This window comes from Roseococcus sp., from assembly GCF_965227005.1.
GTDB lineage: Bacteria > Pseudomonadota > Alphaproteobacteria > Acetobacterales > Acetobacteraceae > Roseococcus.
Window position 1 is genome coordinate 252,614 of record NZ_CBDDFJ010000021.1, and the last position, 25,688, is coordinate 278,301.

Consider the following 25,688-nt stretch of genomic DNA (forward strand, 5'->3'; position numbering starts at 1 on the left):
TCGCCGCATGGAAACGCCCAATATCGCGCCTTTCCCGGCGCAGCACGACCTCGGCGGCAATCCCCGCTTCGGCTGCACGCCGGTCGAGATCGAGGACAACGCGCCGCCGGATGATTTCGGCAAGCGTATGGATGTCGAGGGCTGGGCCGAGGATCAGCTCACCGCCCTCGTGACGCGCGACCATCTTGTCCGCGCCTCGCTGTGGGTGGCCGGGGCGAAGACATCGCGCGCCGCGTGAACGGCAGGGCTGCCGTGCCGGCCCCAGGCTTTTCGCCTCCGTCGCGTCATGCGACTCACGGAACCTGTGAGTAACATGTCCGATACGGCGCGGGCCGAGCCCGACGGCCTGCCGCAGCCCCGCCGCACCTATGCCACCATCTGCCTGGGCGCGGGCATCGCCATCGCCGTGCTCGATGCGAGCATGGTGAACATCGCCTTGCCCTCGGCGGCGCAGTCGCTGGGGCTGACGCCGGCCGAGGTCGTCTGGGTGGTCAACGCCTTCCAGATCACCGTGGTGGGGACGCTGATTCCCTTCTCCAACCTCGGCGAGATTCTCGGCTTCAAGCGCGTCTGGAGCTTCGGACTGGCGCTGTTCCTGCTCGGCGCGCTGGGCTCCGCCCTGGCGCCGAGCTTCGGACTGCTGCTGGCGGCGCGTGTCGCCCAGGGCCTGGGGGCCGGGGCGGTGATGAGCCTGCTTTCCGGCCTGATCCGCTTCACCCATCCGGGCTCGCAACTGGGCCGCGCCATCGGCAATAACGCGATGGTCGTCGCCCTCTGCTCGGCCTCCGGCCCCTCCATCGGCGCCGCGGTCCTGGCGGTGGCGCCCTGGCCCTTCGTCTTCGCCGTGCATCTGCCCATCGGTCTGGCGGCCCTGGCCTTCGGCGTGCGGTATCTGCCCGACGTTCCGCCGCAGCGACGCCCCTTCGACATCCTCTCGGCGGGGCTCAATGTCGTGGCCTTCGGGCTGGTCTTCCTGGGGCTCGACCTGCTGCTGCACCGGCCGGCCACCGGCGGGCTGCTGCTGACCCTGGGCATCGTCTGCGGGATCGCCCTGGTCTGGCGCGAGATGTCGCGCTCGGCGCCGCTGCTGCCGCTCGACCTGCTGCGTGTGCGCGCGATCCGCATCGCGGTCATCGCCTCCACCTGCATGTTCGCCGCGCATATCCTGGTGGCGATCAACCTGCCCTTCCACCTCTCGGCGGCGGGGTTCTCGCCCGTGCAGATCGGGCTGATCATCACGCCCTATCCCCTCGCGATCGGGCTGCTCGCGCCCATCGCCGGACGCCTGTCGGACCGTCTGCCCTCGGCCATCCCCTGCGCCATCGGCGGCGTGACGATGGCGAGCGCGATGGCGCTGCTGTCCTTCCTGCCGGCCGACCGACCGGAGCTCATCTGCCCGACGCTTCTGCTCGCCGGCATCGGCTTCGGCTTCTTCCAGGCCCCCAACAACCGCGCGATCGTGATCAGCGCGCCGCGCGCCCGGGCGGGCGGCGCGGGCGGGCTGCAATCGACGGCGCGGGTGCTGGGCCAGACCTTCGGCGCGACGACGGCCGCCGCCTGCTTCACGCTGGCGGGGCCGTGGCTGGCCTTCCTCTGCGGCGCCGTGCTGGCCGTGCTCTCGGCCGTGGCGAGCCTGTCTAGGCGGTAGCGAGCCGGGCCTCGCGGGAGGCCAGGCCGCCCTGCTCCAGGATGAAGTCGGCGATCTCGGCCACGCCCAGGTCGATCTTCAGATTGGAGAAGATGAAGGGCCGCGCGCCCCGCATGCGCTTCGCGTCGCGGTCCATCACGGAGAGGTCCGCGCCCACCAGCGGCGCGAGGTCGATCTTGTTGATCGCCAGCATGTCCGAGCGCGTGATGCCCGGCCCGCCCTTGCGGGGGATCTTGTCGCCGGCCGAGACGTCGATGACGTAGATGGTGAGATCCGCGAGCTCGGGGCTGAAGGTGGCGGCCAGGTTGTCGCCGCCGCTCTCGATGAAGAGCAGCTCCAGCCTGGGGAAGCGCTCGGACATTTCCTCCACGGCGGCGAGATTGATGGAGGCGTCCTCGCGGATGGCGGTGTGCGGGCAGCCGCCGGTCTCGACGCCCATGATCCGATCGGGCTCCAGCGCGCCGGCGCGGGTGAGGAACTCCGCATCCTCCTTGGTGTAGATGTCGTTGGTGATGGCCGCGATGTCGTGCGTCTGGCGCAGCAGCTTGCACAGGCGTTCGACCAGCGCCGTCTTGCCGGAGCCCACGGGGCCGCCGACGCCGACGCGGAAAGGTCCGTTACTCATGAGCGGAAGAGCCTTGTGTACTGGGTTTCGTGACGCATGGAGAGCATGTCGAGGAGCGGTACCGAAGTGCCGAGATCGTCGAGGGATGCATGTTCGGCGAGGGTCGCGCATTCGGCGACGATGGGCAAAAGCGCCGCCGTCACATGCTGGCCGTCGGTCTGGCCGAGCGGGACCAGGCGCACCCCGGCGCTGACGAGATTGGCGCAGAAGCCTTGCAGATAGGCCAGAAGCGAGACGCGCAACGGCATCCCCGCCATGCCCGCCGCCGCGCCGAAGGCCACGGCATGGGCGAGCCGTCCGCGATGGCGCTTGGCGAAGGCCGCGAAGCGCGTATCGGGCCAGGTCGCGGCGGTGACGCTCGCGAAGCTGCCGCCCTGCTGCGTGGATTCCAGCGCCGTCTCGGCGGTTCCGCGCCAGGCGGCGGCGAGCTCCGCGATGTCGTCCAGCGCGGCATCATCCGGCGCGCGATGGGCATGCGCGAAAAGCACGGAATCCACATGACCCGCGCCGGCGCGCAGCACCGCCTCGACATAGCGCAGCAGCGCGTGGCGATCGGGGATGCGCCCCTCTTCCACCGCCATCTCGATCCCGTGGCTGTAGCTGAAGCCGCCCACCGGATAGGCGGGCGAGGTCCAGGCCATCAGGCGGAAGAGATCGGCGTCAGTCACCATGGCGGTGATGGTGGTGATGTCCGTGGCCATGGTCGTGATCATGCCTGTGGTCATGATCGTGGTCGTGTCCATGGTCGTGGCTGTGGTGATCCTGGCCATGCTCGCGGAAAGGCTGGTGCGAGCTCCGGTTGTGCTCGCCGTAAGCGCCGCCCTCGGGATTGAAGGGCGCGCGCACCTTGGTCACCGTCGCGCCGAGTCCGCGCAGCATGGCCTCGATCACATGATCCTCGCGGATCAGGATGCGGTCGGCCTGAAGCTCGGCCGGCAGGTGGCGGTTGCCGATATGCCAGGCGAGCCGCACGAGATGCGAAGGGCTGGTGGCGCGAACCTCCACCAGCGTCTCCTCCGCCGCGCGGACCAGCACGGCGCGGCCGTCATCCAGAAGCAGCCCGTCGCCGTCGCGCAGCACCTGCGCCTCGGCGAGGTCCAGCACGAAGGGGATGCCCCCGGCCGTCTCGTAGCGCTTGCGGCGGCGGAAGCGGTCGTCGAAGTCGAGCCTGACCTCGGCATCGGCGGTGAAGCTGCCGGCAGGGAGCACCTTCGTGGCGCGGGGGAGGGTGTCGTGCATCGGGGATCCTCCGGTCAGAACAGGAAATAGCGCTGCGCCATGGGCAGCACCTCGGCGGGCTCGCAGATCAGCAACTCGCCATCGGCGCGCACCTCGTAGGTTTCGGGGTCCACTTCCATCTTCGGCGTGGCGTCGTTCAGGATCATGCTCTTCTTGGTGATGCCGCCGCGCGTGTTGAACACCGGCAGCAGCGGCCGCGTGAGGCCGAGCCTGCGGTCAATCCCCGCCTCGATGGCGGCGGTGGAGGTGAAGGTCACGCTGCCGAAGAGCAGCGCACGGCCATAGGCGCCGAACATCGGGCGGTAATGCACCGGCTGCGGCGTGGGGATGGAGGCATTGGGGTCGCCCATCGGCGCCATGGCGATGGAACCGCCCTTGATCACCATCTCGGGCTTCACGCCGAAGAAGGCCGGGTTCCACAGCACCAGATCCGCCATCTTGCCGACCTCGACGCTGCCGACATGCGTGGCGATGCCCTGCGATATCGCCGGGTTGATCGTGTACTTCGCGATGTAGCGGCGCGCGCGGAGGTTGTCGTTCCGGCCGGTCTCGCCGGGCAGCGGGCCGCGCTGGACCTTCATCTTATGCGCGGTCTGCCAGGTGCGGATGATGACCTCGCCGACGCGTCCCATCGCCTGGCTGTCGGACGACATCATGCTGATGGCGCCCATGTCCTGCAGGATGTCCTCGGCGGCGATGGTCTCGCGCCGGATGCGGGATTCCGCGAAGGCCACGTCCTCGGCGATGCGTGGGTCCAGGTGATGGCAGACCATGAGCATGTCGAGATGCTCGTCCACCGTGTTCACGGTGTAGGGCATGGTGGGGTTTGTCGAGGACGGCAGCACATTCGCTTCGCCGACAAGCCGCAGAATATCCGGCGCGTGCCCGCCCCCCGCGCCTTCGGTATGAAAAGCCTGGATGCAGCGGCCGGCAATGGCCTTGATCGTCTCCTCGACGAAGCCGGATTCGTTCAGCGTGTCGGTGTGGATGGCGACCTGCACGTCGAAGCGGTCGGCCACGTCCAGGCAGGTGTCGATGGCCTTGGGCGTGGTGCCCCAGTCCTCGTGCAGCTTGAGGCCCGCCGCGCCCGCGCGGATCATCTCCTCCAGCGCATCGGGCTTGGAGGCATTGCCCTTGCCGAGAAAGCCGAGATTCATCGGGAAGGCCTCGGCGGCCTGCAGCATGCGTGCGAGGTGCCAGGGGCCGGGCGTGGAGGTGGTGGCCAGCGTGCCGTGCGCGGGGCCCGTGCCGCCGCCGAACATGGTGGTGATGCCGGCAGCCAGCGCCTCCTCGATCTGCTGCGGACAGATGAAGTGGATATGCGCGTCGATGCCGCCCGCGGTGAGGATCTTTCCCTCGCCCGCGATGATTTCCGTCCCCGGGCCGATGATGATGTCCACGCCCGGCTGCGTGTCGGGATTGCCGGCCTTGCCGATGGCCATGATCAGCCCGTCGCGCAGCGCCACATCGGCCTTGACCACGCCCCAGTGATCGAGGATCAGCGCATTGGTGATGACGGTATCGGCCGAGCCCTGGGCGCGCGTGAGCTGGGACTGGCCCATGCCGTCGCGGATCACCTTGCCGCCGCCGAACTTCACCTCCTCGCCATAGATGGTGAGGTCGCGCTCGACCTCGATGAAGAGCTCGGTATCGGCCAGGCGCACCTTGTCGCCGACCGTGGGGCCATACATGCCGGCATAGGCGGAGCGGGAAAGCCTCGCCATCAGACGCGTCCTGCCGACTGAGGGCGGAGCCCGAAGGCGATCAGCAGGCCGCGCATCAGACTTTTCCTTCAACGAGGCCACGGAAGCCGTGGACCACGCGCAGGCCGAGCAGCGGGATCAGCCTCACCTTGCGCGTCTGCCCCGGCTCGAAGCGCACCGCCGTGCCCGCCGCGATGTCGAGCCGCTGGCCGCGCGCCGCCTCGCGGTCGAAGGCGAGCGACGCGTTCGTCTCGAAGAAATGATAATGACTGCCGACCTGGATGGGCCGGTCGCCCGTATTGGCGACCTCCAGCTCCGTGACCGGCTGGCCTGCGTTCAGCTCGATCTCGCCCTCGGGGCAGGTGACTTCGCCGGGGATCATGGGCGTGCCCCTATCGGATCGGATTGTGGACGGTGACGAGCTTGGTGCCGTCCGGAAACGTCGCCTCGACCTGGATGTCGTGGATCATCTCGGCGATCCCCTCCATCACCTGGTGGCGGCCGATGACCTCGCCGCCCGCCGCCATCAGCTCGGCGACGGTGCGGCCGTCCCGCGCGCCCTCCACCACGAAATCCGTGATGAGCGCGATGGCCTCGGGGTGGTTCAGCTTCACGCCGCGCTCCAGCCGCCGGCGCGCCACCTGGGCCGCCATGGCGATGAGCAGCTTGTCTTTCTCGCGCGGGGTCAGTTGCATTGCAGCATCATGGCGCGGGGCGCCTCAGCACGTCCACAGTCTTGGCAGCGCCCTGGGGCGGTTCAGGGCGGCGGCGCGCATCTCCATGATGGCCGTGGCCATGCAGCCACGCACCCCGCCTGCCGTGCCGAGGAAGCGCAGCAGCAGCAATCCGGGGCGGACGAGGCTGGCCGCGCCCTGCGTCAGCTCGCGCGCGAGCTCGCGGTGGCGGGCGGCGTCCTCGGCCAGGAGCAGCATCATGCCGAGGGATTCCGCTCCCTCCAGCCCGAAGGGCGCATCCCGCCGCGCCGCGTCCAAAGCAAGGGCATCGGCCCAGTGCAGGCGGTCGCCGCGATGCAGACGCCAGGAATCGTGGAGCAGCCCGTTCCGCCAGATCTCGCCCCGCGCGATGCGGCCGAAGACGACCGATTCGGCGGCCAGCAGGGTGCCGCCGGGCGCGACCCGCGCGTCCATCCGGCGGCGTAGGCGGGCGTTGTCGAAGAGGATCGCCTCCTGCGGCAGATATTCCAGCACGGCGCCTTCCGCGACCTCGATCCGCGTGGCGATGCGCGATTCCTCGCCGAGGCTGCGATAGACTTTCTCCGCGGCCGGCGTCATGACCAGCGCCCTCGCCCCCTCGCGCAGCGCGATCCGCGCCTCCAGCGCGTCGCCGCCCGCCAGGCCGCCCGCGACATTCACCAGCGCCGCCTCCAGCGGCTGGCCCGGATCGGGCGTGGGGAAGAGCACGCGCAGGGGCGCCGCCTGGTGCAGCCGCGCCAGCCCCTGCGCCGCCACTTCCAGGGAGGCCGCGCCAATTGCGCGCTGATGTCGAATCATGCGCGCGACGGTGGCCGCCTTTCGCGACGCATGGCAAGCTCGTCCCATGCAGCTCTTCGTCACCCTCGGCACCCAGCGCTACCTCATCCAGCGGCCCTGGGGCGACATCCCCACCGGACCAGGTCGCGTCAGCGACGTGGCGGTGGATCGCGCGGGGCGCATCTACGTGTTGCTGCGCGCCGATTGCTACGCCGATGCGCCGGCCCCGACCGTCATCGTCCTCGACGCCGACGGCATGCGGCTCGACGCCTGGGGCGAGGGCGTGATGGACGGCCATATGCTCGCCACCGCGCCCGACGGCAGCGTGCATGTCGTGGACCGCGACACGCACCAGATCACGCGCTTCGGCGCCGATGGGCTGAAGCTCGGCGAGACCGGCACGCGCGACAAAGCCGGGCAGCCCTTCAACAGCCCCTGCGACGTCTGCTTCGCGCCCGACGGCACGATGTTCGTGGGCGATGGCTATGCGGCCTCGCGCGTGCATCGCTTCAAACCGGACGGCACGCCCGGGGGCGGCTGGGGCGAGCCGGGGCGCGGGCCGGGCCAGTTCTGCACGCCGCATGCCGTCTGGGTGAACGTCGCGGGCGAGGTGGCGGTCTGCGACCGCGACAACAGCCGGGTCCAGATCTTCACCGAGGGCGGCGAGTTCCTCCGCGAGATCACCGACGTCTTCAAGCCGATGGACGTGGTGTCCGACGCCGAGGGCAATTGGTGGGTGACGGACCAGGTGCCGCGCCTGTCCATCTTCTCGCGCGAGGGCGCGCTGCTGAGCCGGGCGCGGGCGGTGCTGAACGGCGCGCACGGCTTGGCGCTGCACCCAGATGGCAGCGTGCTGCTGGCGGAAATGACGCCCTCGCGGCTCACGCGGCTGGCGCCGGTCCAGGGGTGACATGCCCGCATGACCGGAACGCCCTGAAAGCATTGGCCTTCCCGTCTGCACTGGGCTAAATCGGCCCGGTTTGTCAGCTGAAGGGATCCTGCACATGCGGGTCGGCGTGATCGGCGCCACGGGCGCGGTCGGTAAGGAAATTGTGGAAGTGCTCGCGAAGCGGGGCTTCCCGGTGACGGAGCTCAAGCTCTTCGCCTCGACGCGTAGCGCCGGCACGAAACAGATTACGCCCTTCGGCGAGATTACCATCGAGGCCTATAGCCTCGAGGCCGCCCGCCATCTCGATCTCGCGCTGCTCGCCGTCTCGGGCGATTTCGCCAAGGCGCATGCGCGCGCGCTGGCCGCCGAGGGCGTGGCGGTGGTGGACAACTCCTCCGCCTTCCGCCTGGAGGCCGACGTGCCGCTGGTGGTGCCCGAGGTGAATGCCGACGCGATCGGCGACCACCGCCTCATCGCCAATCCGAACTGCACGACGGCGATCCTCGTGGTCGCGCTGGAGCCGCTGCGTCAGGCCTTCGGCATCAAGCGCGTCATCGTCTCGACCTACCAGGCCGCCAGCGGCGCGGGCGCCGAGGGCATGGCCGAGCTGGAGCGCGAGACGCGCCGCGTTCTCGTCGAGGGCCAGCCGGCCCGAAACGAGGTCTTCGCGCATCCGCTGGCCTTCAACGTCATCCCGCAGATCGATAGCTTCCAGCCGAACGGCTACACGCGCGAGGAGATGAAGGTCGCCTGGGAAAGCCGGAAGATCATGGGCATGCCCGATCTCCCCATTTCCTGCACGGCGGTCCGCATCCCGACCTACCGCGTCCATGGCGAAGCGGTGACGATCGAGACCGAGCGCCCTGTGACGCCGGAAGCCGCGCGCGCGGTCCTGGCCAAGGCGGCCGGCGTGCGCGTCGTGGGACGACCCGGCGAAGCAGCAATACCCGATGCCGCTCACGGCCACGGGCCAGGACGACGTCGAGGCCGGGCGCATCCGTGCGAATCCCGTCTTTGGCGATTGCGGCCTGGACTTCTTCCTTTGCGGCGACCAGCTGCTGAAGGGCGCGGCCCTGAATGCGGTGCAGATCGCCGAAAAGATGAAGATCGGCGTTCCGGCCTGATCCCCGACGGGGCATGCTCCTCCGATAAAAGGAGCATGCCTTATGGAAGTCCGTTGGGAACGTTTGACCGGCCCGGAGCTGAAAGCCCTGGCCGAGAAGGGCGCGCTGCCCGTGCTGCCGATCGGCAGCCTCGAGCAGCACGGCCCGCATCTGCCGGTCTGGACCGACAGCCACGCCGCCCATGCGATGAGCGTGGCCGCTGCGAAGCTCGCCACCGAGATTCCCGCCATCGTGCTGCCGCCGCTCTGGACCGGCATGTCCGAGCATCATTTGCCCTTCGGCGGCACCATCACCATTGACCACGCGACGTTGCATGCGCTGCTGCGCTGCATCACCCGCAGCCTGCAGGCCCAGGGCTTCACGCGGCTGCTCATCGTCAACGGCCACGGCGGCAACATCGATCCGCTCGCCGTCTCGGTGCGCGAACTCGCGCATGAATTCGGCATGGCCATCGTCACCACCACCTGGCCCAATGTGGCGACGGCCGAGATCGCGGCCACGCTGACCACCCAGTCCGGAGTGATGCATGCCTGCGAGGGCGAGACCTCGGTCTGGCTCGCGCTGGAGCCGGAGCAGGTCCGCATGGACAAGCTGGACGAGGCGGCCGGCGGCAATGCCGGCACGCAGGTCCGCCCCGGCTTCTCGCGCTTCTACAGCTTCCCCGAGCGCGCGCCGCGCACGGGCGTGAAGGGCGATCCGCGCGCCGCGACGGCCGAGAAGGGCCAGGCCATCATCGACGCGGTGGCGAGGAACCTGGCCGAGGCGATGCGGGACCCGGTGCTCTGGACCAAGCCGGAGCAGGTCTGGAAGGTCTAGCCACCTGAAGACGATCCCGGTCAGGTCACCTCGCCCGATCGGGATCGGCGATCACACCGGCAGGACCGGCGATTTGGCCTTCCGCAGCGCCTGCATGGTCGCGTCACTGAAGCCCATATGTGCCTGAACGAGGCCTGGCGGCGTCAGCGCCAGCCACTGCTCCAGCGAGACATCGGCGTAAGTGCTGCTCTTGAACATCTCCAGGAAGCGCAGCGGCGTGTCGCCCGTGTTCTCGACGTAATGGCCCATGGCGAAGGGCACGAAGCCGACATCGCCGGCCGAGAAGTCGAAGGTGCGGGACTGGCCGTGCGCGGCGAAGACCCCGAGCCGTCCCTTGCCGGCGATCCAGTACTGCCATTCATCCGTGTTCGGATGCCAGTGCAGCTCGCGCAGGCCGCCCGGCTCGATCTCGACCAGCGCCGCCGCGATCGTCTCCGAGATCGGGAAGACCGAGCTGTCGGTGATCCACACCTTGCCGCCGCGCGAGGCGATCGGCGCCTGCGCGGTCATGTGGTGGCTGAAGATTCGTGGCGCCTGCGTCGCCCCCGCGATCCGGTCGGAGGCGAGGCTGCCCGGAACGGGGGCGGGAAAGATGTAGCGCGCGGCGGGGTCCGGCAGCTGGCGGAAGTTCTCGGCGCCGACGCCGAAATTCTTGGCCAGGATGTCGGGTGGGATGTGCCTGAACCAGTCGCTGAGGAGGAAGGTGCTGTCCTCGTCGAATTCGCCGTCGTCGAAGACCAGCAGGAATTCGCAGCCGTCGCCGGCGAGGCCCTGGATGGAATGGGGAATGCCCGCCGGGAAGTACCAGAGGTCGCCGGGGCCGACATCGTCGACGAAGTTGCGCCTCTTCTCGTCGACGGCGGAGATGCGCGCGGTGCCGTAGAGCATGAAGGCCCATTCGGCCTGCTTGTGCCAGTGCAGCTCCCGCACGCCGCCGGCATTCAGCCGCATGTTGACGCCGGCGATGGGCTTGGAGATGCCGAGCTCGCGCGCCGTCACCTGCCGCGTCCAGCCGCCCGTATATTGCTTCATCGGCGCGTCGGAGAAGGAGAAGCGCAGATTGGGGATGGTGCCGCTATCCGTGGCGGGCGGATTGAGCAGGCTCGGATGCGCCGTATCCAGCGGGATGTTGCGCGGCCCGGGGTCGGTCCCGCCGAAGCCGGGACCACGGCTCGGCTGCGGCGGGTCGGCGGCCTGCGCGACGGCGGTGAAGGCCGTGCCGCCGGCCGTGATGGCCACCAGCGCGTCGCGGCGATTGAACATGGTCATGCTCTGATCCTCGGCTTTTCGGATCGGTGCCCGAGGCGCTCGCGAGAGCAAGACGGGATGTCCGAATGCCTAGCCAACTCCGGTCGAGGCCAGGATTGATCTGCCAGGGTAGTAACTCAGCCATGCGGATGGCCGGACCTGACCAGTCCAGGGATTTGCGCGCCCGGAAACTGAGAAAAAGGTCAGGATGCGAAGACCTGATTTTTCGCGCCCCGCGGAATTCATCCGCCTTTTCAGTGTGGCGGGCTGTCGGAATCATGGCCAGGCGCCGGAAGATCCTGTCGCCGAATCAATCCGCCGCGCGGGCCCTTCGTCTCAGGCCATCGTCAGGCCGAGGCGCTCCAGCAGCGCCGCCCGCTGCACCGGCTTGCTCAGGTAGTCGTCCATCCCCGCCGCGCGGCACTGCGCCTCGAAGACCGGACCCACGGCCGCCGTCAGCCCGATGATCCGGGTCCGCCGGTTCGGATTGGCGCTCGCGCGGATCTGGCGCGTGGCCTCCAGCCCGTCCATGACCGGCATCTGCAGGTCCATCAGGATCACGTCATAGGGCTGGCCATGCGCCATGGTGACCGCGACCGAGCCGTCGGGCGCCACGTCCACCTGGCAATTCGCCCGGCCCAGGATGGTCTTCATCACGAGCTGGTTGGTGGCGTTGTCCTCGACCAGCAGGATCCTGCGCCTCGGCCCGTCCTGCACGGGGGCATCCGGGACCGCGGCCGGGGCAGGCGCGGACGGCGCGACGGCCGTGAGCAGCCCCTCGCGCAGGCGCGCCGGCAGGATGGGCTTGAGAAGCATCGCATCCACCAGGCCCTCCTCCGGATGCTCGCGTCCCAGCGCCGCGCCCGAGGAGCACAGCAGGATCGCGCTGCGCGGAACCTCCGGCAACGCGCGGATCTGCCGCGCGACATCGATTCCGCGCACCTGGGCCAGTTGCCCATCCAGGATGATCACGCGCACCGGGCGCCCGGTGCTGGCGCTTTTCTGCAGCATGGCGAGGGCGGTGGGCCCGTCCGGCGCCAGCAGCGCCTCGGCGCCGATGCCGGCCAGCTGCCGGGCCATGATCTCGCGATTGAGGGCGAGGTCATCCACGACCAGCACGCGCAGCCCCGCCAGCGCCGAGGCGATCGGCAGGTCGGTCGGGCCGGGCACCTGGCCGAGCTGCGCCGTGAAGGTGAAGCGGCTGCCGCCGCCGCGCGGGCGAGCCGGATCGCGCGGCGCGGCCTCGAGCCCGCCGCCCATCTCCTCGGCGAGGCGCACGCAGATGGCGAGGCCGAGGCCCGTGCCGCCATATTTCCGGCGGATCGAGGCATCGGCCTGGGTGAAGCGCTCGAAGAGGTGGGGCACCTGCGCGGGATCGAGGCCGATGCCCGTGTCCAGCACGTCGCAGCGCATGCGCCAGCCCCGGCGCGGGCCCAGGCTCTCGGCGGAGAGCTCCAGCTCGATCCAGCCGCTGTCGGTGAACTTCACCGCATTGCCGACGAGATTGAACAGCACCTGGCGGAACCGCCCCGGATCGCCGACCACGAGGCGCGGCAGCTCGGGCGGCATGGAGACGACGAGCTCGACGGCCTTGCTCGCCGCGCGCGGGGCGAAGAGCTCGACGATGGTGCCGATCTCCTTCTCCAGGTCGAAGGGCACGCGCTCCAGCTCGACGGCGCCGGCTTCCAGCTTGGAGAAATCGAGAATGTCGTTGAGCACCATCAGCAGGTGCTCAGCCGAGTTCTGAATGGTCTCGGCGTAGCGGCGCTGCAGCGTGTCGAGCTTGGTGTCGAGCAGCAGGCCGGTCATCCCGATCACGCCGTTCATCGGCGTGCGGATCTCGTGGCTCATGCTGGCGAGAAAGTCCTCCTTGGCGCGCGAGCCGGCGCGGGCCGCGGCTTCGGACAGCGCCAGCTGCGTGCCCTGGGCCCGCAGCCGGTGCGCCTGGCGCACCATCAGCCAGAGCGCCAGCAGGATGAAGAGCCCCGCCCCGCCCACGCCGAGCCCCAGCAGCAGGCCGAGCGACTGGTTGCCCGCCAGCGCGTCGCCACGGCTGCGCGCCACCTCGACCACGAAGAAGCCCTGGCGGGTGACGGCGAAGCTGGCCATCACGTCCACGCCGTCCTGGTCGATGCCGACGAAGGTGCCGCTCTCGCGCCGGGGCAGGAAGTTGCGGAAGGGCCAGGCGCCGGGGTGGATCTGCCCGATCCCCTGCCGGCTGCCGTCCGAGCGGGCCAGCAAAGCCCCGTTGAAGGAGTGCAGCCGGATGGTCACGCCGAAGGCCTCGGCATAGCGCCGCGAGATGGTGACCAGATATTCCGGGTTCAGCAGCGCGACCACGGCGCCCTCGAAATCGCCGCGCCCATTGCGCACGGCCCGGGCCATCGGGATGGACCACAGCCCGGTCTCGCTGATCGGCCGGGCGTTCGGCGCGCCGATGAAGCGCCCGCTCTCGGGCGGGCCGAGGCGCAGCTGCTGGCCGCCGAAGCGCAACACGCGGAACCATTCGCGATCGCCCAGGCTCAGGCCCGTCAGCCCCTCGGCCGTCGATTCCAGGATGGTGCCGGCCGCGTCGGTCAGCACGATGCCGCGCAGCTGGGAGATGTCGCGCAGAAGATTGGAGCGCTGGCCCGAGAACGCCTCCGGCCCGCTCGCGAGCGACCGCTCGGCCAGGTCGAGCAGGACGAGATCCACCGTCTGCATGGCCCGGGTGAGCTGGTCGGCGAGGGCCTCCGCTACGGATTGCGTGAGGCGTTCCGCCGCGATGATGGACTCGCTCCGGCCGCGATACATCACGATCCCGTAGACGGCGAGCAGGCACAGGATGACGAGGCCGGCCACAACCGCGTAAAGACGGCTTGGCCGGGGTGCGGCTTGGGCTGGCCCCGGCTCTGGTCTGGCGGGGGCGAAGGAGCGTCGGATGCTGTCGCGAATCGCTTTAAAGCGCATGATTTGGGCTATTATTGCAGGGCTCGTTCCATTGATCGAGGCACGGGCGCAAATTTCTCTCCCTCCCCGCCTGGATGCGATTCGGGCGCGCGGCGAATTGCGAGTTTGCATCTGGCCTGACTATTTTGCCATCTCCTATCGCAACTCCCGCAACAGCGAGCTGGAGGGCCTGGATGTCGACCTCGCCCGCGCCCTGGCGGGCCGGCTATCCGTGCGCCTGGGCTTTGTCGAGACCAACTTCACGAGCTTCATGGACCGGATCGAGGCCGGCGATTGCGACATCGCCATGATGGCCGTCGGAATCACGCCAGCGCGGGCGCAGCGCGTCGCCTTCAGCCGGCCCTATCTCGCCAGCCCGATCTACGCCGTGACCTCGCAGGACAACGCCCGCATCCGCACGTGGTCGGATATCGACACGCCCGGCACCGTGGTCGCGGTGGCGGCGGGCACCATCATGGAATCGCTCATGGGCCGGACCCTGCGGCGCGCCGACATGCTGGTGGTGGCGCCGCCGCGCACCCGCGAGGCGGAGATCCAGTCCGGCCGGGCGGACGTCTTCATGACCGACTACGCCTATACCCGCCGGATGCTGCTCATGCATGACTGGGCCCGCGTGATCGAGCCGCCCGAGCGCTTCGGCGAGACGCTCTACGCCTGGGCGCTGCCGCTCCACGATCCGGCCTGGCTGGGCGAGGTGAACAGCTTCCTCGGCGCCGCCCGGGCGGACGGAACACTGGCGCGATCGGCGCTCAGGCATGGCCTGACGCCGATCCTCATCCGGTGACCCTCATCCCCTGGACACTCAGGCCACCGTGCCAGGGTCCGTATTCGCCCCGCAGACGAGCACGCCGACCTTGGCGCCCGGCGGCGGCACCCAGGCCCCGCTCATCAGGGCCGCCAGCGCGGCCGCCCCGCCCGGCTCGGCCACCAGCCGGGCGTTCTCCCACAGCGCGCGCTGCGCCGAACGGATGGCCTCGTCGGTCACCAGCGCCGGAACCAGCCGCCCGGCGGCATGCAAACCGGCCGCGAGGGGGAACATGTGCGATCCCGCCTGCCGCGCGCCGAGGCTGTCCGCCGCGAGCCCGCCGACCGGGGCGGGCACCGGCCGTCCCGCCGCCAGCGCGTCGTGCAGGCAGGGGCAGCCCTCCGGCTCGACGGCCACCAGTGTGACGCCGCTGGTCCGGTGCCAGGCCGAGATGCCGCCGATCAGCCCGCCGCCGCCCACAGCCACCAGCAGATGCGTGAGCTCCGGCGCCTGTTCCTCCCATTCCTGTGCGACCGTGCCCTGGCCGGCCAGGACCTCCGGCTGGTCATAGGCATGGACGACGAGGGCCCCCGTCTCCGCCGCGCGGGCCTCGCTGGCCTGCCGCGCCTCGTCATAGGTCGCGCCACCCACCACCAGATGGGCGCCGAAGCCACGGATGCGGGCCCGCTTCGCCTCGGCCGAGATTTCGGGAACGAAGATCTCGGCCCTCAGCCCGAGCGACCGCGCGGCGGCCGCCACCGCCACGCCGTGATTGCCGCCCGAGGCGGCGATCACCCCCGCCTCCCCCGCGCCCGCGGCCCGCATCCGGTTGAAGGCGCCCCGCGGCTTGAAGCTGCCGGCGAGTTGCAGCATCTCGAGCTTGAGTACACCCCAGCCCGGCATCTCCAGCAGCGGCGTGCGACGAATATCCGCGGCGATGCGCCGGGTCGCCTCGGCGATCATGACTCGATCTATCGACCCATCTGTCGGCATGGATATTCCCCGCGATTCCATTGCCCTTTCGGGCCAGCCCCAATCCTGCCATAAAGTAACCTGTTGAAACATTCTGGCGGCCGGATGCTCTTGCACGCAAGCTGTGCGGCCCTGGATGGCGAGGCGGTGTTGATCCTCGCTCCTCCGGGTGGCGGCAAGTCGGACCTGCTGCTGCGCCTCCTCGGGCGTGGTTGGGACCTGGTGGCGGATGACCAATTGGATCTGAAGGCTGTCGACGGCCGCCTGCAGGCTTCACCGCCCCCCACCCTCGCGGGGCGGATGGAAGTCTTCGGCCTGGGCCTTGTGGCGAACCTGCCCTGGCGCGCCGCGCCGCTGCGCCTCGCCGTGCGCCTCGTCGGCCGCGAGCAGGTCGTGCGCCTCCCTCAGCCGCGGCAATGGGAGGCCCTGGGCCTGGCGCTGCCGCTGCTGGAGACGAACGGGGCCGCCGCCTCGGCGCCGGATGTGCTGGCCTGCGCCATGGGCGTTCTGGCGAAACGCGGGACGCTCACCTGCGGAGCCTTCACCGCGTGACCCCTCCCGAGGCATCCCACACCGCCCGCCCCTTCGTGCTCGTCACGGGCCTCTCGGGCGCCGGCAAGGCCTCCATCCTTCGCGTGCTGGAGGATCTCGGTTTCGAAACGGTGGACAACCCGCCGCTGGCCATCCTGGATTCGCTGGTCGAGGAGGGCGAAGGCCCGCTGGCCGCCGGCATCGACGCCCGCACCCGCGGCTTCGACGCCATCGAGGTGCTCACCACGCTCGACCGCATTCGCAACCGCGACGGCATCGCGCCCACCTTGGTCTTCGCGACGGCGGAGGAGGACGTCCTCCTGCGCCGCTACACCGAGACGCGCCGGCGCCACCCGATGGCGCCCGGAGGCCCGCTCGGCGCCCGCGTGCTGGACGGCATCCGCATGGAGGCCGCGCTGCTGACTCCCCTGCGCGACGCCGCCGACCTCCTGCTCGACACCTCCGCCTTGCCTTTGCCCGAGCTGCGCCGGCTGATCGAGGCGCGCTTCCGCCCGGACGGCGCGCCGGGCCTCTCGCTGCACATCCAGTCCTTCGCCTTCCCCAAGGGCCTGCCGCGCGAGGCGGACCTGGTCTTCGACCTGCGCTTCCTGGCCAACCCGCACTACATCCCGGCCCTCAAGCCGATGACCGGGCGCGATGCCCCGGTGGCCGAATACGTCGCCGCCGACCCCGATTTCCCGGCCTTCTGGACGCGCCTCGTCGGCTTCATCGAGCCGCTGCTCCCGCGCTATGTCGCGGAGGGCAAGAAGTACCTGACCATTGCCGTCGGATGTACGGGAGGAAGGCACCGATCGATCTTCGTGGCCGAGAAATTAGCAGCCCATCTCCGGCAGCAGGGCTGGCGTGTTGATCTCGCGCATCGGGAATTGGCTCAGACCAACGATATATCCGGCCCCCCGACCACTGGCGCCCCCCCCTCCGCCAGCAGGTCGGATCCCCCTGTTATTTCCGAGAAGGTGGCCCCGAGCCCTTCCATGCCCCCCAGCGTCTCTATGAATTTTTCCATGAATTCGAAATCATGATCGGCCTCGTGCTCGTCACCCATGGCCGGCTGGCGCTCGAGCTGCGCCACGCCATGGAGCATGTCGTCGGCCCCCAGCCCGCCGTCGCGACCGTCTGCATCGGCCCCGACGACGACATGGAGAACCGCCGCGCGGATATCCGCGCGCGCATCGCCGATGTGGACCAGGGCGACGGCGTGGTGCTGCTGACCGACATCGCCGGCGGCACCCCCTCCAACCTCGCCTTCTCGCTCTGCGACCACAAGAACGTGGAAGTCATCGCCGGCGTGAACCTGCCTTTGCTCGTGAAGCTCGCGAAGATCCGCGGCTCCGAGCCCTTGGCCGAGGCGGTCGACCACGCGGCCAAGGCCGGCCGCAAATACCTCACCGCGGCCGGTGAGCTCCTCAACGGCGTCAACGGGGCCGGCACTCCCCCTCCCGGACCTGCTAAACCCCCTGAAGGCGGAAACGCATGATGAATGAATGGCCCACGGAGTCCGACGCCACGCCGCATCTCGCCTCCGCGGCCGAAGTGCCGCCGATCGAGACCGGTTGCGGCTGCGGGGGGGATGGGATGGTGCTCAAGCGCACGATCAAGATCGTGAACAGCCGCGGCCTGCATGCGCGCGCCGCGGCCAAGCTGGTCGCCTTGGCCGAGCGCTATTCGGCCTGCCTCAATCTCAGCCACGGCGGGCAGAGCGTTCCGGCCTGCTCCATCATGGGGCTCATGATGCTGGGCGCCGGCCAGGGCAGCGACGTCCTGCTGGAGGCCGAGGGCTGGGACGCGCGCGAGGCGCTGGATGCCGTGGCCGGGCTCATCGAAGCCGGCTTCCATGAAGACTGAGGGCCCCGGGAAGTCCGAGGCACGGCCCGCGGAATCCGCGCGCCGCGCCCCACGCACGCATCGCGCGTCCGAGCAGCTCCTCGGCGGCATTCCCGTCTCGCCCGGCATCGTCGTCGGGCTGATCTACGACACGACCGAAGTCGCCTCCGAGGTCGCCCGCCGCGCGATCGGCGAGGAGCTGGTCGAGACCGAGCGCACGCGGCTCACCGACGCCGCGGCCTTCTCGCGCAAGCAGGTCTCCAAGCTCAAGACGCGCCTCTCCGTCCTGCCCGAAGAGGCGCAGGAGGAGCTCGAGCCGCTGCTCGACGCCTATATCCTCATGCTCGGCAATTCGCGGCTGCTGCGCGGCGCGCGCAAACGCATCGGCGAGGAGCTGCTCTCGGCCGAGACCGCCGTGCAGGACGAGGCGGAGGCCATCGCCGCCCTCATCCTCGCCGCCAAGGACGACGACAAGGCCGGACTGAACCGCCGCGCCGGCGAGGTGCGCGAGATCGCCCGCCGCCTGGTGCGCAACCTGACGGCCACGCCCTTCCGCAGCCTCAAGGGCGTTCCGACCGGCGCCATCCTGATTTCCGACGAGCTCACCCCGGCCGATGCCGCGCTGCTGGAACCCGGCCGCGTCGCCGCGGTCGCCACCGAGGAGGGCGGGGCCGATGGCCACACCGCCATCATGCTGCGCGCCCTCGGCATCCCCGCGGTGCTGGGCTGCCCCGGGCTGACGGCCGCCGCCCAGCGCGGCGACCAGGCGGTGATCGACGGCAATACGGGCCGCATCACCCTGCATCCGGGCGCGGAGGCGCTCGCCGCCGCCAAGGAGGGCCTCGCCGCCCAAGCCAAGGAGCGCACGCGGCTGGGCAAGCTGCGCCGCCTGCCCGCCGAGACCACCGACGGCCAGCAGGTCGAGCTCCAGGCCAATCTGGAAATCCCGGCCGAGCTGCCGCTGATCGCGAATGCCGGCGCGCAGGGCATCGGCCTGCTGCGCACCGAGTTCCTCTTCATGAACCGCGAGGACCTCCCCGACGAGGACGCGCAGGTCGAGGCCTATCGCACCATCGTCGAGGCCATGGGGCAGGACCCCGTGACCATCCGCGTGCTCGACTGGGGCGGCGAGAAGGACATGGCGGCCCTGGCCCAGGGCGTGCCCGTCCCGACCGGCCCCAACCCCGCGCTGGGCCTGCGCGGCATCCGCCTGCTGCTGAAGAAGCCCGAGTTGCTGGAAGAGCAGTTCGCCGCCATCCTGCGCGTGGCCCATCTGGGCAATGTCCGCATCCTGCTGCCGATGGTGACCATCCCCAAGGAGGTCGCCCAGGCGCGCGAGATCTATGAGCGCGTGGCCCGCCGCCTGCGCCGCCGCGGCGAGACCCTGCCCGAGAAGCTGCCGCCGCTGGGCGCGATGATCGAGACGCCCGGCGCGGCCCTGGCCGCCGACGCCATCGCGCTGGAGGCCGACTTCTTCGCCATCGGCACCAACGACCTCGCCATGTACACCCTGGCCGTGGACCGCGCCGAGATCGACGTGGCGCATCTCTACGATCCGCTGCATCCGGCCGTGCTGCGGCTGATGCAATTCGCCACGGAAGCCGCGCTGCGCCTGCGCATGCCGGTCAGCGTCTGCGGCGAGATGGCGGGCAATCCCAAGCTCGTGCCGCTGCTGCTGGGCCTGGGGCTGCGCAGCCTGTCGATGAATGCGGGCGCCATCCCCCGCGTGAAGCAGGCGGTCCGCAATCTCGACATCGACGATTGCGCGCGCTTCGCGCGGCGCGTGATGGAGCAGAGCGACCCCGCGCGCATCGCGCAGCTCGTGGAGCGGTTCGGCCAGAAGCCTGGCTGAGGCGCGGGACTACGGCCCGAGCAGCTTGGCGAGCTCGACGCGCAGCTGTTCCTGCTGATACGGCTTGGCCAGCCGCGGCAGGTCGATACCGGCACCGGGCGGCAGCTCGGCATAGCCGGTCGCCAGGAGGATCGGCAGGCCGGGGCGCAGCTTGCGCGCGGATTTCGCGAGTTCCGCGCCGGTCATGCGCGGCATCGAATAATCCGTGACCAGGAGGTCGATGACCTCGTCGCTGCCGAGGATCTGCAGCGCCTTCGCGCCGGAATTCGCTTCCAGCACGCGATGTCCGAGATCGCCGATCATCATGACCGTTGTCATCGAGATCAGCACGTCGTCGTCCACCACCAGAATGGTGCGAGGGGTGACCGGCGTGGATGGCCGCGCCATGGCGGGGGCGGGGACCGCTTCCTCCGCCGCCTCGCAGGCGCCGTCCGCCACGGGCAGCCACAGCTCCGCGCTCGTGCCGCGACCGACCTCGCTGTAGAGCCGGAGCGTGCCTTTCAGCTGAATGGCGAGGCCGTGGATCATCGACAGGCCGAGGCCCGTTCCCTTGCCCACCTCCTTGGTGGTGAAGAAGGGATCCGTCGCCTTCTTCAGCGTCGCGGCATCCATGCCATGTCCACCATCGCGCACGATGAGGCGTATATACGAGCCGGGCTCGAGGTCGCGGCCCGGGGGCATCTCCGCGCGGTCCACCCTGATGGTGACCGGGCCGCCGTCGGGCATGGCGTCGCGCGCGTTCACCGCCAGGTTCAGCAATGCGAGCTCCACCTGGTTCGCGTCCATCAGAGCGGGAGCGATCCGCGAGGGCAGGTCCAGCCTCAGCTCGATCCGGGACCCGACGGAACGCGCCAGCAGGTCCCTCATGCCGCTGACCAGCGCCACCATGTCGCGCGGCTGCACCTGCAGGTCCTGCCGGCGGGCAAAGGCGAGCAGCCGCTGGGTCAAGGCCGCCCCGCGCTGGGCGCCCTGCGAGGCGATGTCGATCAGGCGGGCAGCATCGGGGTCCGCGGCGACTCGCGGCCGCAGCAGGTCGAGATTGCCGAGCACGGCCATGAGGAGGTTGTTGAAGTCGTGGGCCACCCCGCCGGTGAGCTGGCCGATCATCTCCATCTTCTGCGCCTGGCGCAGCTGCTCTTCCGCGCACTCGCGCTGATCCACCTGGGCGAGGACGGCATCGTGCGCCTGCTTCAGCTCGGCCGTGCGCTCGGCCACGCGCTCCTCCAGCGTCTCGTTCAGGCGACGGAGACGATCCTCGCCGACCTTGCGTTCGGTGATGTCGGCGGAGACGCCCACCATCCGCGAGCGGCGGGTGCCAATGTCCTTCACGAGGCGGGCGTGGATTTCCGCCCAGTGGACCGAGCCGTCCGGCCAGATGCTTCGGTACTCGATGGCATAATCGCTGCCCGTCTCCACGGTGACGCGGACGGCCGCCTCCATGGCAGGACGGTCGTCGGAATGGATGCTTGCGACGAGCTCCGCATAGGTGAAGGACGCCTCCGGCGCGCGTCCGAACACGGCCTTGCAGGCGGGCGACGTGGTGAGCACGCCGGTTTCCATGTCCAGCTCCCACGAGCCGAGCCGGCCCGCGGCGAGCGCCGTCTGAAGCCGTTCCTCGCCCTCGTGCAGCTCCTCGATCCAGGCTCGGGCGTCGTATTGCCGCTGTCGGCCCTTGAGCGCCGTGCGCGCGACGCTGACGAAGGTGGTCGGGTGAAAGGGGCGCTCCAGGAAGGTGACGTTGCCGAGGATCTCCGCGAGGCGGCCGGCCGCCGGATTGCGCTCCGGGCCGCCCCCCCGCTGGGTCAGCACGATGAAGGGCAGGTCCGACCAGGGCGGCTGCCCGGCCACATGGGCCGCGATGCCGCGAAGATCGGAGGAGCGAAGGGCCTCCTCGGTCACCACGGTCATGCAGATGTCGTCGTTGAGCGCCTGCTGGAAATCAGCGAGGTCGACGCAACGCGCCATATCGATGCCGGCTTCCTTCAGCAGCGCCTGGGCGACCACCGCATCGCGCCCTGCCGGCGCCAGGACCAGGGCAAGATACCGTGAAGGGATTCTACTTGCCATCGCTCAACGGGTTTGCGGACAGCAGCGTCGCGTCGTTGCCGACAAGGGTCGGCACGCCGCGCAGCACGCCCTGGAAGCCCTCCAGCGGCCCACCGATGCTGAGGCCTTTGGGACCGATCCTGAATTCGCGGATGGTATCCTCGTGGGCGCCGGTGCGCTTCTTGATGATCGAGACGGCCCGCCGCACCTTTCCGACGGCCTCGAAATACCGGAGCAGGATCACGGTATCCGCGAGATAGGTGACGTCGACCGGCGCCTTCATGTCGCCGACGAGCCCGTGCTGCGCGACCGTCAGGAAGGTGTTGGCACCCTGCCGGTTCAGATATTGCAGCAGCTCGTGGATGTGCAGAATCAGCGCGTTCTCCGCGGGCATCGAGGCCTGGTAGCCGTTGATGCTGTCGATCACGACGGTTTTCGCCTCGGCACGGGCGACGCTCGCGCGCACCCGATGCGCGAATTCCCCGGGAGACAACTCCGCCGCGTCCACCTGCTCGATATGGAGCGAGCCTGCGGCGCGCATGCCTTCGAGGTCGAACCCCATGGCGCGCGTGCGGTCGAAGAGCAGGCCCAGCTCCTCGTCGAAGATGAAAAGGGCGGCCCTCTCGCCCCGCTTGATCGCGGCGGCGACGAACTGGAGGGTGAAGGTGCTCTTGCCGGTGCCAGCGGGGCCGAGCACGAGGGTGCTGGACCCCTGCTCGATCCCGCCGCCGAGCAGGGCGTCGAGCTCGCGGATGTCGCTGGTCATCTGCCGGCGCTCGAAGCCCGTGCGATGCTCCGAGGCGACGAGGCGGGGGAATACCTCGACTCCGCCGGTCTTGATGGTGAAGTCGTGATAGCCGCCGCGGAAGGCCTGCCCGCGGTACTTCGACACGCGCAGGCGCCGCCTTTCCGCGCCGTAGTCCGGCGCCAGCTCCTCGAGCCGGATCACGCCGTGCACCACGCTGTGCACGGTCTTGTCCATCGTGTCTGTGGTCATGTCGTCGAGCAGCAGGACGGTTGCGCCCTGCCGGGCGAAATAGTGCTTGAGCGCGAGGATCTGCCGGCGGTAACGAAGGGAACTCTGGGCCAGCAGCCGGATCTCGGAGAGGCTGTCGAGCACGACGCGGACGGGCCTCTCGCGCTCGAAGGCTTCGAAGACCATCTTGGTCGTCTCGCCGAGCTCGAGGTCCGAGGAGTAGAGCAGGCTCTGCTGCTGATCCATGTCCAGCAGGCTTTCGGGCGGCACCAGCTCGAAGATCCGGATATTGTTATCCAGGACCCAGCCATGGGACGCCGCGCTCTCCCGCAACTCACGCTCGGTTTCCGACAGGGTGACGTAGAGGCAGCTCTCGCCCTTGCGGGCGCCTTCCTGCAGGAAGCTGAGGGCGATCGTGGTCTTGCCGGTCCCCGGGCTTCCCTCCAGGAGAAAGACGTGGCCCGTGGAGAGCCCGCCCGCCAGGATATCGTCCAGACCCGTGACGCCGGTCCTTGCCTTGCCGCGACTATGATCCGTCGTCATGGACCGCTTCAATCCTCATTCCCGAAAACCCGGCTGCTGCGAAAAGCCGCCCGCGCCGGAACTCGTCCGCAGGCTAGTGGCTAACGCAGGTGGGCGGCGAAGGTTGACCTTGTCAGATGCCCGCCACCGACATCTTGCCTAACCCACCAGCCCGCCATTCACGTGGATCACCTGGCCCGTGACGTAGTCCGCCGCTGGCGAAGCCAGGAAGGCGACCATCGCGGCCACGTCGTCGGGCGTGCCGAGACGGCCGAGCGGGATATTGGCCACCACCTGCTTCCACTGCTCCTCGCTATAGGCGGCATGCGCGCCCGGATCCTTGCGCGTGAAGCCCGGCGCCACGGCATTGACCGTGATGCCGTCCGCCCCGGTCTCGACGGCCAGAGCGCGCACCAGCGCCTCGACGCCGGCCTTGGCCGCGGCGCTCGCCGGGAAGGTCGTCACGCCCTTGCGGAAGACATGCGCCACGAAGGAGGAGATGGCGATGATGCGCGGGGATTTGCGCCCCTGCATCGCCGGCACCGCCGCGCGCGAAAGCCGCGTGAAGCCCCAGAGGATGGTGTCGATGCTGCGGGCGAAGAGCGCGTCGTCGGACTGCGCCAGCGGCGTCTTGTCCGCGAAGCCGGCATTGGCAACCACCACGTCGAGCCCGCCGAAGGCGCGCTGCGCCCGTGCGATGAGCGCGGCGGGGACGTTCGGCTCGCCGATATCGCCCAGGATCACCTCGGCCTGGGCCCCCAGCGCGCGGACCTCCTGCGCGACAGCCTCGGCGCCCTCGGCATTCTTGCGCGTGTGGATCAGCAGGGCCGTGCCCGGCGCGGCCAATGCCCGGCAGCAGGCGGCCCCGATGCCCGAGGCGGCGCCGGTGACGAGGATGACGCGGGAAGCTTCGGGCATGAACGGTCTCCGTGAGGCGATGGGACGGTCAAACTGCACAGCCCCAGGCGGATCGGCAATCCGGCCTCAGCGCCGATGCGGCGCCAGGGTGGCGGCGAGGCCCAGCACCGAGAAGATCAGCCCGCCCAGGAAGACCGCGTGGTGGCTCTCGCCCGTCGCGCCGAAGAGCGCGGCGAAGCCGAAGCCCATGGCGGCCTGGGTCACCGCGAAGCTCACCGTCGCGCGCACCCAGAGCGCGCCCGTCGCCGGCCCGGCCAGCTCCCGCGCCCAGGCGAGGGTGATGGCCGAGATGCCGACCGCCGCGAAGCCGCCCGCCAGCGCCGAGACGATCAGCGCCGGCCACCAGGGCACCAGCGCCAGCACGAGGGCCGTCACCTGGACGGCGAGGCCGATGCGCGCCGCCGCCGCCCCGCCCAGGCGATCGGCCGCGCGGCCGCCCAGCAGCGTGCCGGCCATGCCGCCCAGGCCGAAGATCAGCCAGATGCCGCTGCCGACGGTCACCCCCAGGCCGAAGCCGCGCGCGGCAAAATCCGCCAGGTAGATCATGTGCGGCACCAGCCCCGCGCCCGAGAGCGCGTAGGCGAGCAGGAGGAAGGGCATGAGCGGCGGCTTGCCGCCATCCGCCCGCCCGCCGGGATCGGCCGGAAAGCGCGGCTGGGCATAGATCCAGAGAAGCGCGACCAGCCCCGCGAGGCCCAGCCAGGCCGTGCTCGGCCCCACCAGCAGCAGCAGGGGCACCGCCAGCGCGCCGGCCGCGATGCCCGCCGCCACGCCACCCATCACGATGCCCGAGGCCGTGCCACGCAGCGAGGGCGGCGCCGCGCGCTGCGCCGCCGGCCCGGCCAGCGACATCAGGATCCCCGCCGCCACCCCGGCCAGAAAGCGCCAGGGCAGCAGCCAGAACACGCCGCCCGGAATCGCGCAGAGGGCCAGCGATACCACCAGCCCGGCCATGCCCGCGCCCAGCGCCGGGCGCGTGCCGAGGCGCCGGCCCACGATCTGCGCGCTCAAGGCCCCCAGCAGGTAGCCCGCGAGATTGGCCGCCCCCAGCGCGCCCGCCTGCGCGCCGGTGACCCAGCCGGCCGTCACCAGCGCAGGGAAGAGCGGCACGAAGGCGAAACGGGCGAGGCCATTGCCCGCGCAGGTCGTCGCCGCTCCGGCAAAGGCGGGGGTCAGGGAGTTCGGCAGGGCCATCCCGGCAAGCCTGCGCCCGCCGCGAAGATTTGGGGAGTGGGCGAAAGACCGGGTCGGCCTATCCGCCCTGCGCTTTCGCCTGGGCCGCGCGGATCGCGCGGCGCAGCTTGGCGATGCCGACGCGGTAATGGCCGCCGGCGCAGAGATGTCGGCCTTCCTCGCCCAGGCTGCGCGGCACCTCCGCCGCGGCGAGGGGCGCCACGGCCAGCCGTGCGGCGAGGGCCTGGCAATATTCCGCGCTCTCGGTCGTCATCCGCAACGGGCGATCCGACTGGATGGGGAGGACGGCGACCGAGGATACCGGCAGGACGAGCAGCCAATGCATGACCCGGGAAATGCACTGCCCGGCGTCACCC

The 25,688-nt window shown here is 70.1% G+C and carries 26 protein-coding genes and 1 pseudogene; 12 read left to right on the top strand and 15 right to left on the bottom strand.

Features of this window, described 5'->3' with window-relative positions; all coding sequences use genetic code 11:
• Positions 1 to 7: 7 nt before the first annotated feature.
• Positions 8 to 238 carry a hypothetical protein gene (locus ACO057_RS12370; RefSeq protein ID WP_421992108.1) on the top strand — a complete coding sequence of 77 codons (231 nt, stop codon included), beginning with the start codon at positions 8 to 10 and terminating at the stop codon, positions 236 to 238.
• A 75-nt stretch (positions 239 to 313) separates the two neighbouring features.
• Positions 314 to 1,648 (top strand): MFS transporter, encoded by a 1,335-nt coding sequence (locus ACO057_RS12375; protein ID WP_421992110.1) that lies wholly within the window; start codon positions 314 to 316, stop codon positions 1,646 to 1,648.
• Here ACO057_RS12375 and ureG read toward each other — a convergent pair.
• The 7 genes from ureG to ACO057_RS12410 are packed head-to-tail and all read right to left on the bottom strand — an operon-like array spanning position 1,638 to position 6,726.
• Positions 1,638 to 2,273 (bottom strand): urease accessory protein UreG, encoded by a 636-nt coding sequence (gene ureG / locus ACO057_RS12380; protein WP_421992112.1) that lies wholly within the window; start codon positions 2,271 to 2,273, stop codon positions 1,638 to 1,640. The two genes, ACO057_RS12375 and ureG, sit on opposite strands and share 11 nt — an antisense overlap.
• Positions 2,270 to 2,986, bottom strand: a complete 717-nt coding sequence (locus ACO057_RS12385) for an urease accessory protein UreF (protein WP_421992114.1) — start codon at positions 2,984 to 2,986, stop codon at positions 2,270 to 2,272. The genes ureG and ACO057_RS12385 overlap by 4 nt, the downstream gene beginning before the upstream one ends.
• Positions 2,934 to 3,512, bottom strand: a complete 579-nt coding sequence (locus ACO057_RS12390) for an urease accessory protein UreE (protein WP_421992116.1) — start codon at positions 3,510 to 3,512, stop codon at positions 2,934 to 2,936. The genes ACO057_RS12385 and ACO057_RS12390 overlap by 53 nt, the downstream gene beginning before the upstream one ends.
• A gap of 14 nt (positions 3,513 to 3,526) precedes the next feature.
• Entirely contained in the window at positions 3,527 to 5,236 is a 1,710-nt protein-coding gene (gene ureC / locus ACO057_RS12395; RefSeq protein WP_421992118.1) for an urease subunit alpha, read from the bottom strand.
• A 55-nt stretch (positions 5,237 to 5,291) separates the two neighbouring features.
• The gene (locus ACO057_RS12400) at positions 5,292 to 5,597 is read right to left on the bottom strand and encodes an urease subunit beta (protein WP_421992120.1); all 306 of its coding nucleotides are present in this window, start codon (positions 5,595 to 5,597) and stop codon (positions 5,292 to 5,294) included.
• Positions 5,598 to 5,607: 10 nt separating this feature from the next.
• Complete coding sequence (locus ACO057_RS12405; protein ID WP_421992122.1) at positions 5,608 to 5,910, bottom strand: urease subunit gamma; 303 nt, start codon at positions 5,908 to 5,910, stop codon at positions 5,608 to 5,610.
• Positions 5,911 to 5,934: 24 nt separating this feature from the next.
• The gene (locus tag ACO057_RS12410; protein WP_421992124.1) at positions 5,935 to 6,726 is read right to left on the bottom strand and encodes an urease accessory protein UreD; all 792 of its coding nucleotides are present in this window, start codon (positions 6,724 to 6,726) and stop codon (positions 5,935 to 5,937) included.
• 46 nt (positions 6,727 to 6,772) lie between these two features.
• On the opposite strand from ACO057_RS12410, the gene ACO057_RS12415 reads away from it, so the two are divergent.
• The 4 genes and pseudogenes from ACO057_RS12415 to ACO057_RS12430 all read left to right on the top strand — a co-directional run bounded on the left by ACO057_RS12415 (position 6,773) and on the right by ACO057_RS12430 (position 9,534).
• A complete protein-coding gene (locus ACO057_RS12415; RefSeq protein WP_421992126.1) occupies positions 6,773 to 7,615 on the top strand; it encodes a peptidase in 843 nt (280 codons plus the stop codon).
• Positions 7,616 to 7,709: 94 nt separating this feature from the next.
• Positions 7,710 to 8,498: pseudogene (locus tag ACO057_RS12420) on the top strand (aspartate-semialdehyde dehydrogenase); the annotation flags it as partial.
• Between the two features lie 46 nt (positions 8,499 to 8,544).
• Positions 8,545 to 8,718 (top strand): hypothetical protein, encoded by a 174-nt coding sequence (locus tag ACO057_RS12425; protein WP_421992197.1) that lies wholly within the window; start codon positions 8,545 to 8,547, stop codon positions 8,716 to 8,718.
• A gap of 42 nt (positions 8,719 to 8,760) precedes the next feature.
• The gene (locus tag ACO057_RS12430) at positions 8,761 to 9,534 is read left to right on the top strand and encodes a creatininase family protein (protein ID WP_421992128.1); all 774 of its coding nucleotides are present in this window, start codon (positions 8,761 to 8,763) and stop codon (positions 9,532 to 9,534) included.
• 51 nt (positions 9,535 to 9,585) lie between these two features.
• Here the strand turns inward: ACO057_RS12430 and ACO057_RS12435 are convergent, their stop codons facing one another.
• Together ACO057_RS12435 and ACO057_RS12440 are read right to left on the bottom strand one after the other, a co-directional pair.
• On the bottom strand, positions 9,586 to 10,803 hold the full coding sequence (locus ACO057_RS12435) for a cupin domain-containing protein (RefSeq protein WP_421992130.1): 1,218 nt from the start codon (positions 10,801 to 10,803) through the stop codon (positions 9,586 to 9,588).
• A 315-nt stretch (positions 10,804 to 11,118) separates the two neighbouring features.
• A complete protein-coding gene (locus ACO057_RS12440; protein WP_421992132.1) occupies positions 11,119 to 13,623 on the bottom strand; it encodes a response regulator in 2,505 nt (834 codons plus the stop codon).
• Between the two features lie 205 nt (positions 13,624 to 13,828).
• Between ACO057_RS12440 and ACO057_RS12445 the strand changes: the two genes are divergently transcribed.
• Complete coding sequence (locus tag ACO057_RS12445; protein ID WP_421992134.1) at positions 13,829 to 14,515, top strand: substrate-binding periplasmic protein; 687 nt, start codon at positions 13,829 to 13,831, stop codon at positions 14,513 to 14,515.
• Between the two features lie 18 nt (positions 14,516 to 14,533).
• On the opposite strand, the gene ACO057_RS12450 is transcribed toward ACO057_RS12445, so the two are convergent.
• Complete coding sequence (locus ACO057_RS12450) at positions 14,534 to 15,439, bottom strand: serine/threonine dehydratase (RefSeq protein WP_421992136.1); 906 nt, start codon at positions 15,437 to 15,439, stop codon at positions 14,534 to 14,536.
• A gap of 114 nt (positions 15,440 to 15,553) precedes the next feature.
• Between ACO057_RS12450 and ACO057_RS12455 the strand changes: the two genes are divergently transcribed.
• From ACO057_RS12455 to ptsP, 5 genes are read left to right on the top strand one after another with little or no spacing between them, the layout of a single operon-like run.
• The gene (locus ACO057_RS12455; protein WP_421992138.1) at positions 15,554 to 16,000 is read left to right on the top strand and encodes an HPr kinase/phosphorylase; all 447 of its coding nucleotides are present in this window, start codon (positions 15,554 to 15,556) and stop codon (positions 15,998 to 16,000) included.
• Positions 15,997 to 17,022, top strand: a complete 1,026-nt coding sequence (rapZ, locus tag ACO057_RS12460; protein WP_421992140.1) for an RNase adapter RapZ — start codon at positions 15,997 to 15,999, stop codon at positions 17,020 to 17,022. Before ACO057_RS12455 ends, rapZ begins: the two co-directional genes overlap by 4 nt.
• A complete protein-coding gene (locus tag ACO057_RS12465; protein WP_421992142.1) occupies positions 17,019 to 17,477 on the top strand; it encodes a PTS sugar transporter subunit IIA in 459 nt (152 codons plus the stop codon). The genes rapZ and ACO057_RS12465 overlap by 4 nt, the downstream gene beginning before the upstream one ends.
• Entirely contained in the window at positions 17,474 to 17,845 is a 372-nt protein-coding gene (locus ACO057_RS12470; protein ID WP_421992144.1) for an HPr family phosphocarrier protein, read from the top strand. The genes ACO057_RS12465 and ACO057_RS12470 overlap by 4 nt, the downstream gene beginning before the upstream one ends.
• Positions 17,835 to 19,676, top strand: a complete 1,842-nt coding sequence (gene ptsP / locus ACO057_RS12475) for a phosphoenolpyruvate--protein phosphotransferase (protein WP_421992146.1) — start codon at positions 17,835 to 17,837, stop codon at positions 19,674 to 19,676. Before ACO057_RS12470 ends, ptsP begins: the two co-directional genes overlap by 11 nt.
• A 9-nt stretch (positions 19,677 to 19,685) precedes the next feature.
• On the opposite strand, the gene ACO057_RS12480 is transcribed toward ptsP, so the two are convergent.
• The 5 genes from ACO057_RS12480 to ACO057_RS12500 form a co-directional block, all read right to left on the bottom strand.
• Entirely contained in the window at positions 19,686 to 21,743 is a 2,058-nt protein-coding gene (locus ACO057_RS12480; protein ID WP_421992148.1) for an ATP-binding protein, read from the bottom strand.
• The gene (locus ACO057_RS12485) at positions 21,733 to 23,241 is read right to left on the bottom strand and encodes an ATPase domain-containing protein (RefSeq protein ID WP_421992150.1); all 1,509 of its coding nucleotides are present in this window, start codon (positions 23,239 to 23,241) and stop codon (positions 21,733 to 21,735) included. The genes ACO057_RS12480 and ACO057_RS12485 overlap by 11 nt, the downstream gene beginning before the upstream one ends.
• Positions 23,242 to 23,379: 138 nt before the next feature.
• Positions 23,380 to 24,138, bottom strand: coding sequence for an SDR family NAD(P)-dependent oxidoreductase (locus ACO057_RS12490; protein WP_421992152.1), 759 nt, complete (start codon positions 24,136 to 24,138; stop codon positions 23,380 to 23,382).
• A gap of 66 nt (positions 24,139 to 24,204) precedes the next feature.
• On the bottom strand, positions 24,205 to 25,332 hold the full coding sequence (locus tag ACO057_RS12495; RefSeq protein ID WP_421992154.1) for a YbfB/YjiJ family MFS transporter: 1,128 nt from the start codon (positions 25,330 to 25,332) through the stop codon (positions 24,205 to 24,207).
• A gap of 58 nt (positions 25,333 to 25,390) precedes the next feature.
• Entirely contained in the window at positions 25,391 to 25,657 is a 267-nt protein-coding gene (locus tag ACO057_RS12500; protein ID WP_421992156.1) for a hypothetical protein, read from the bottom strand.
• Positions 25,658 to 25,688: the final 31 nt, after the last annotated feature.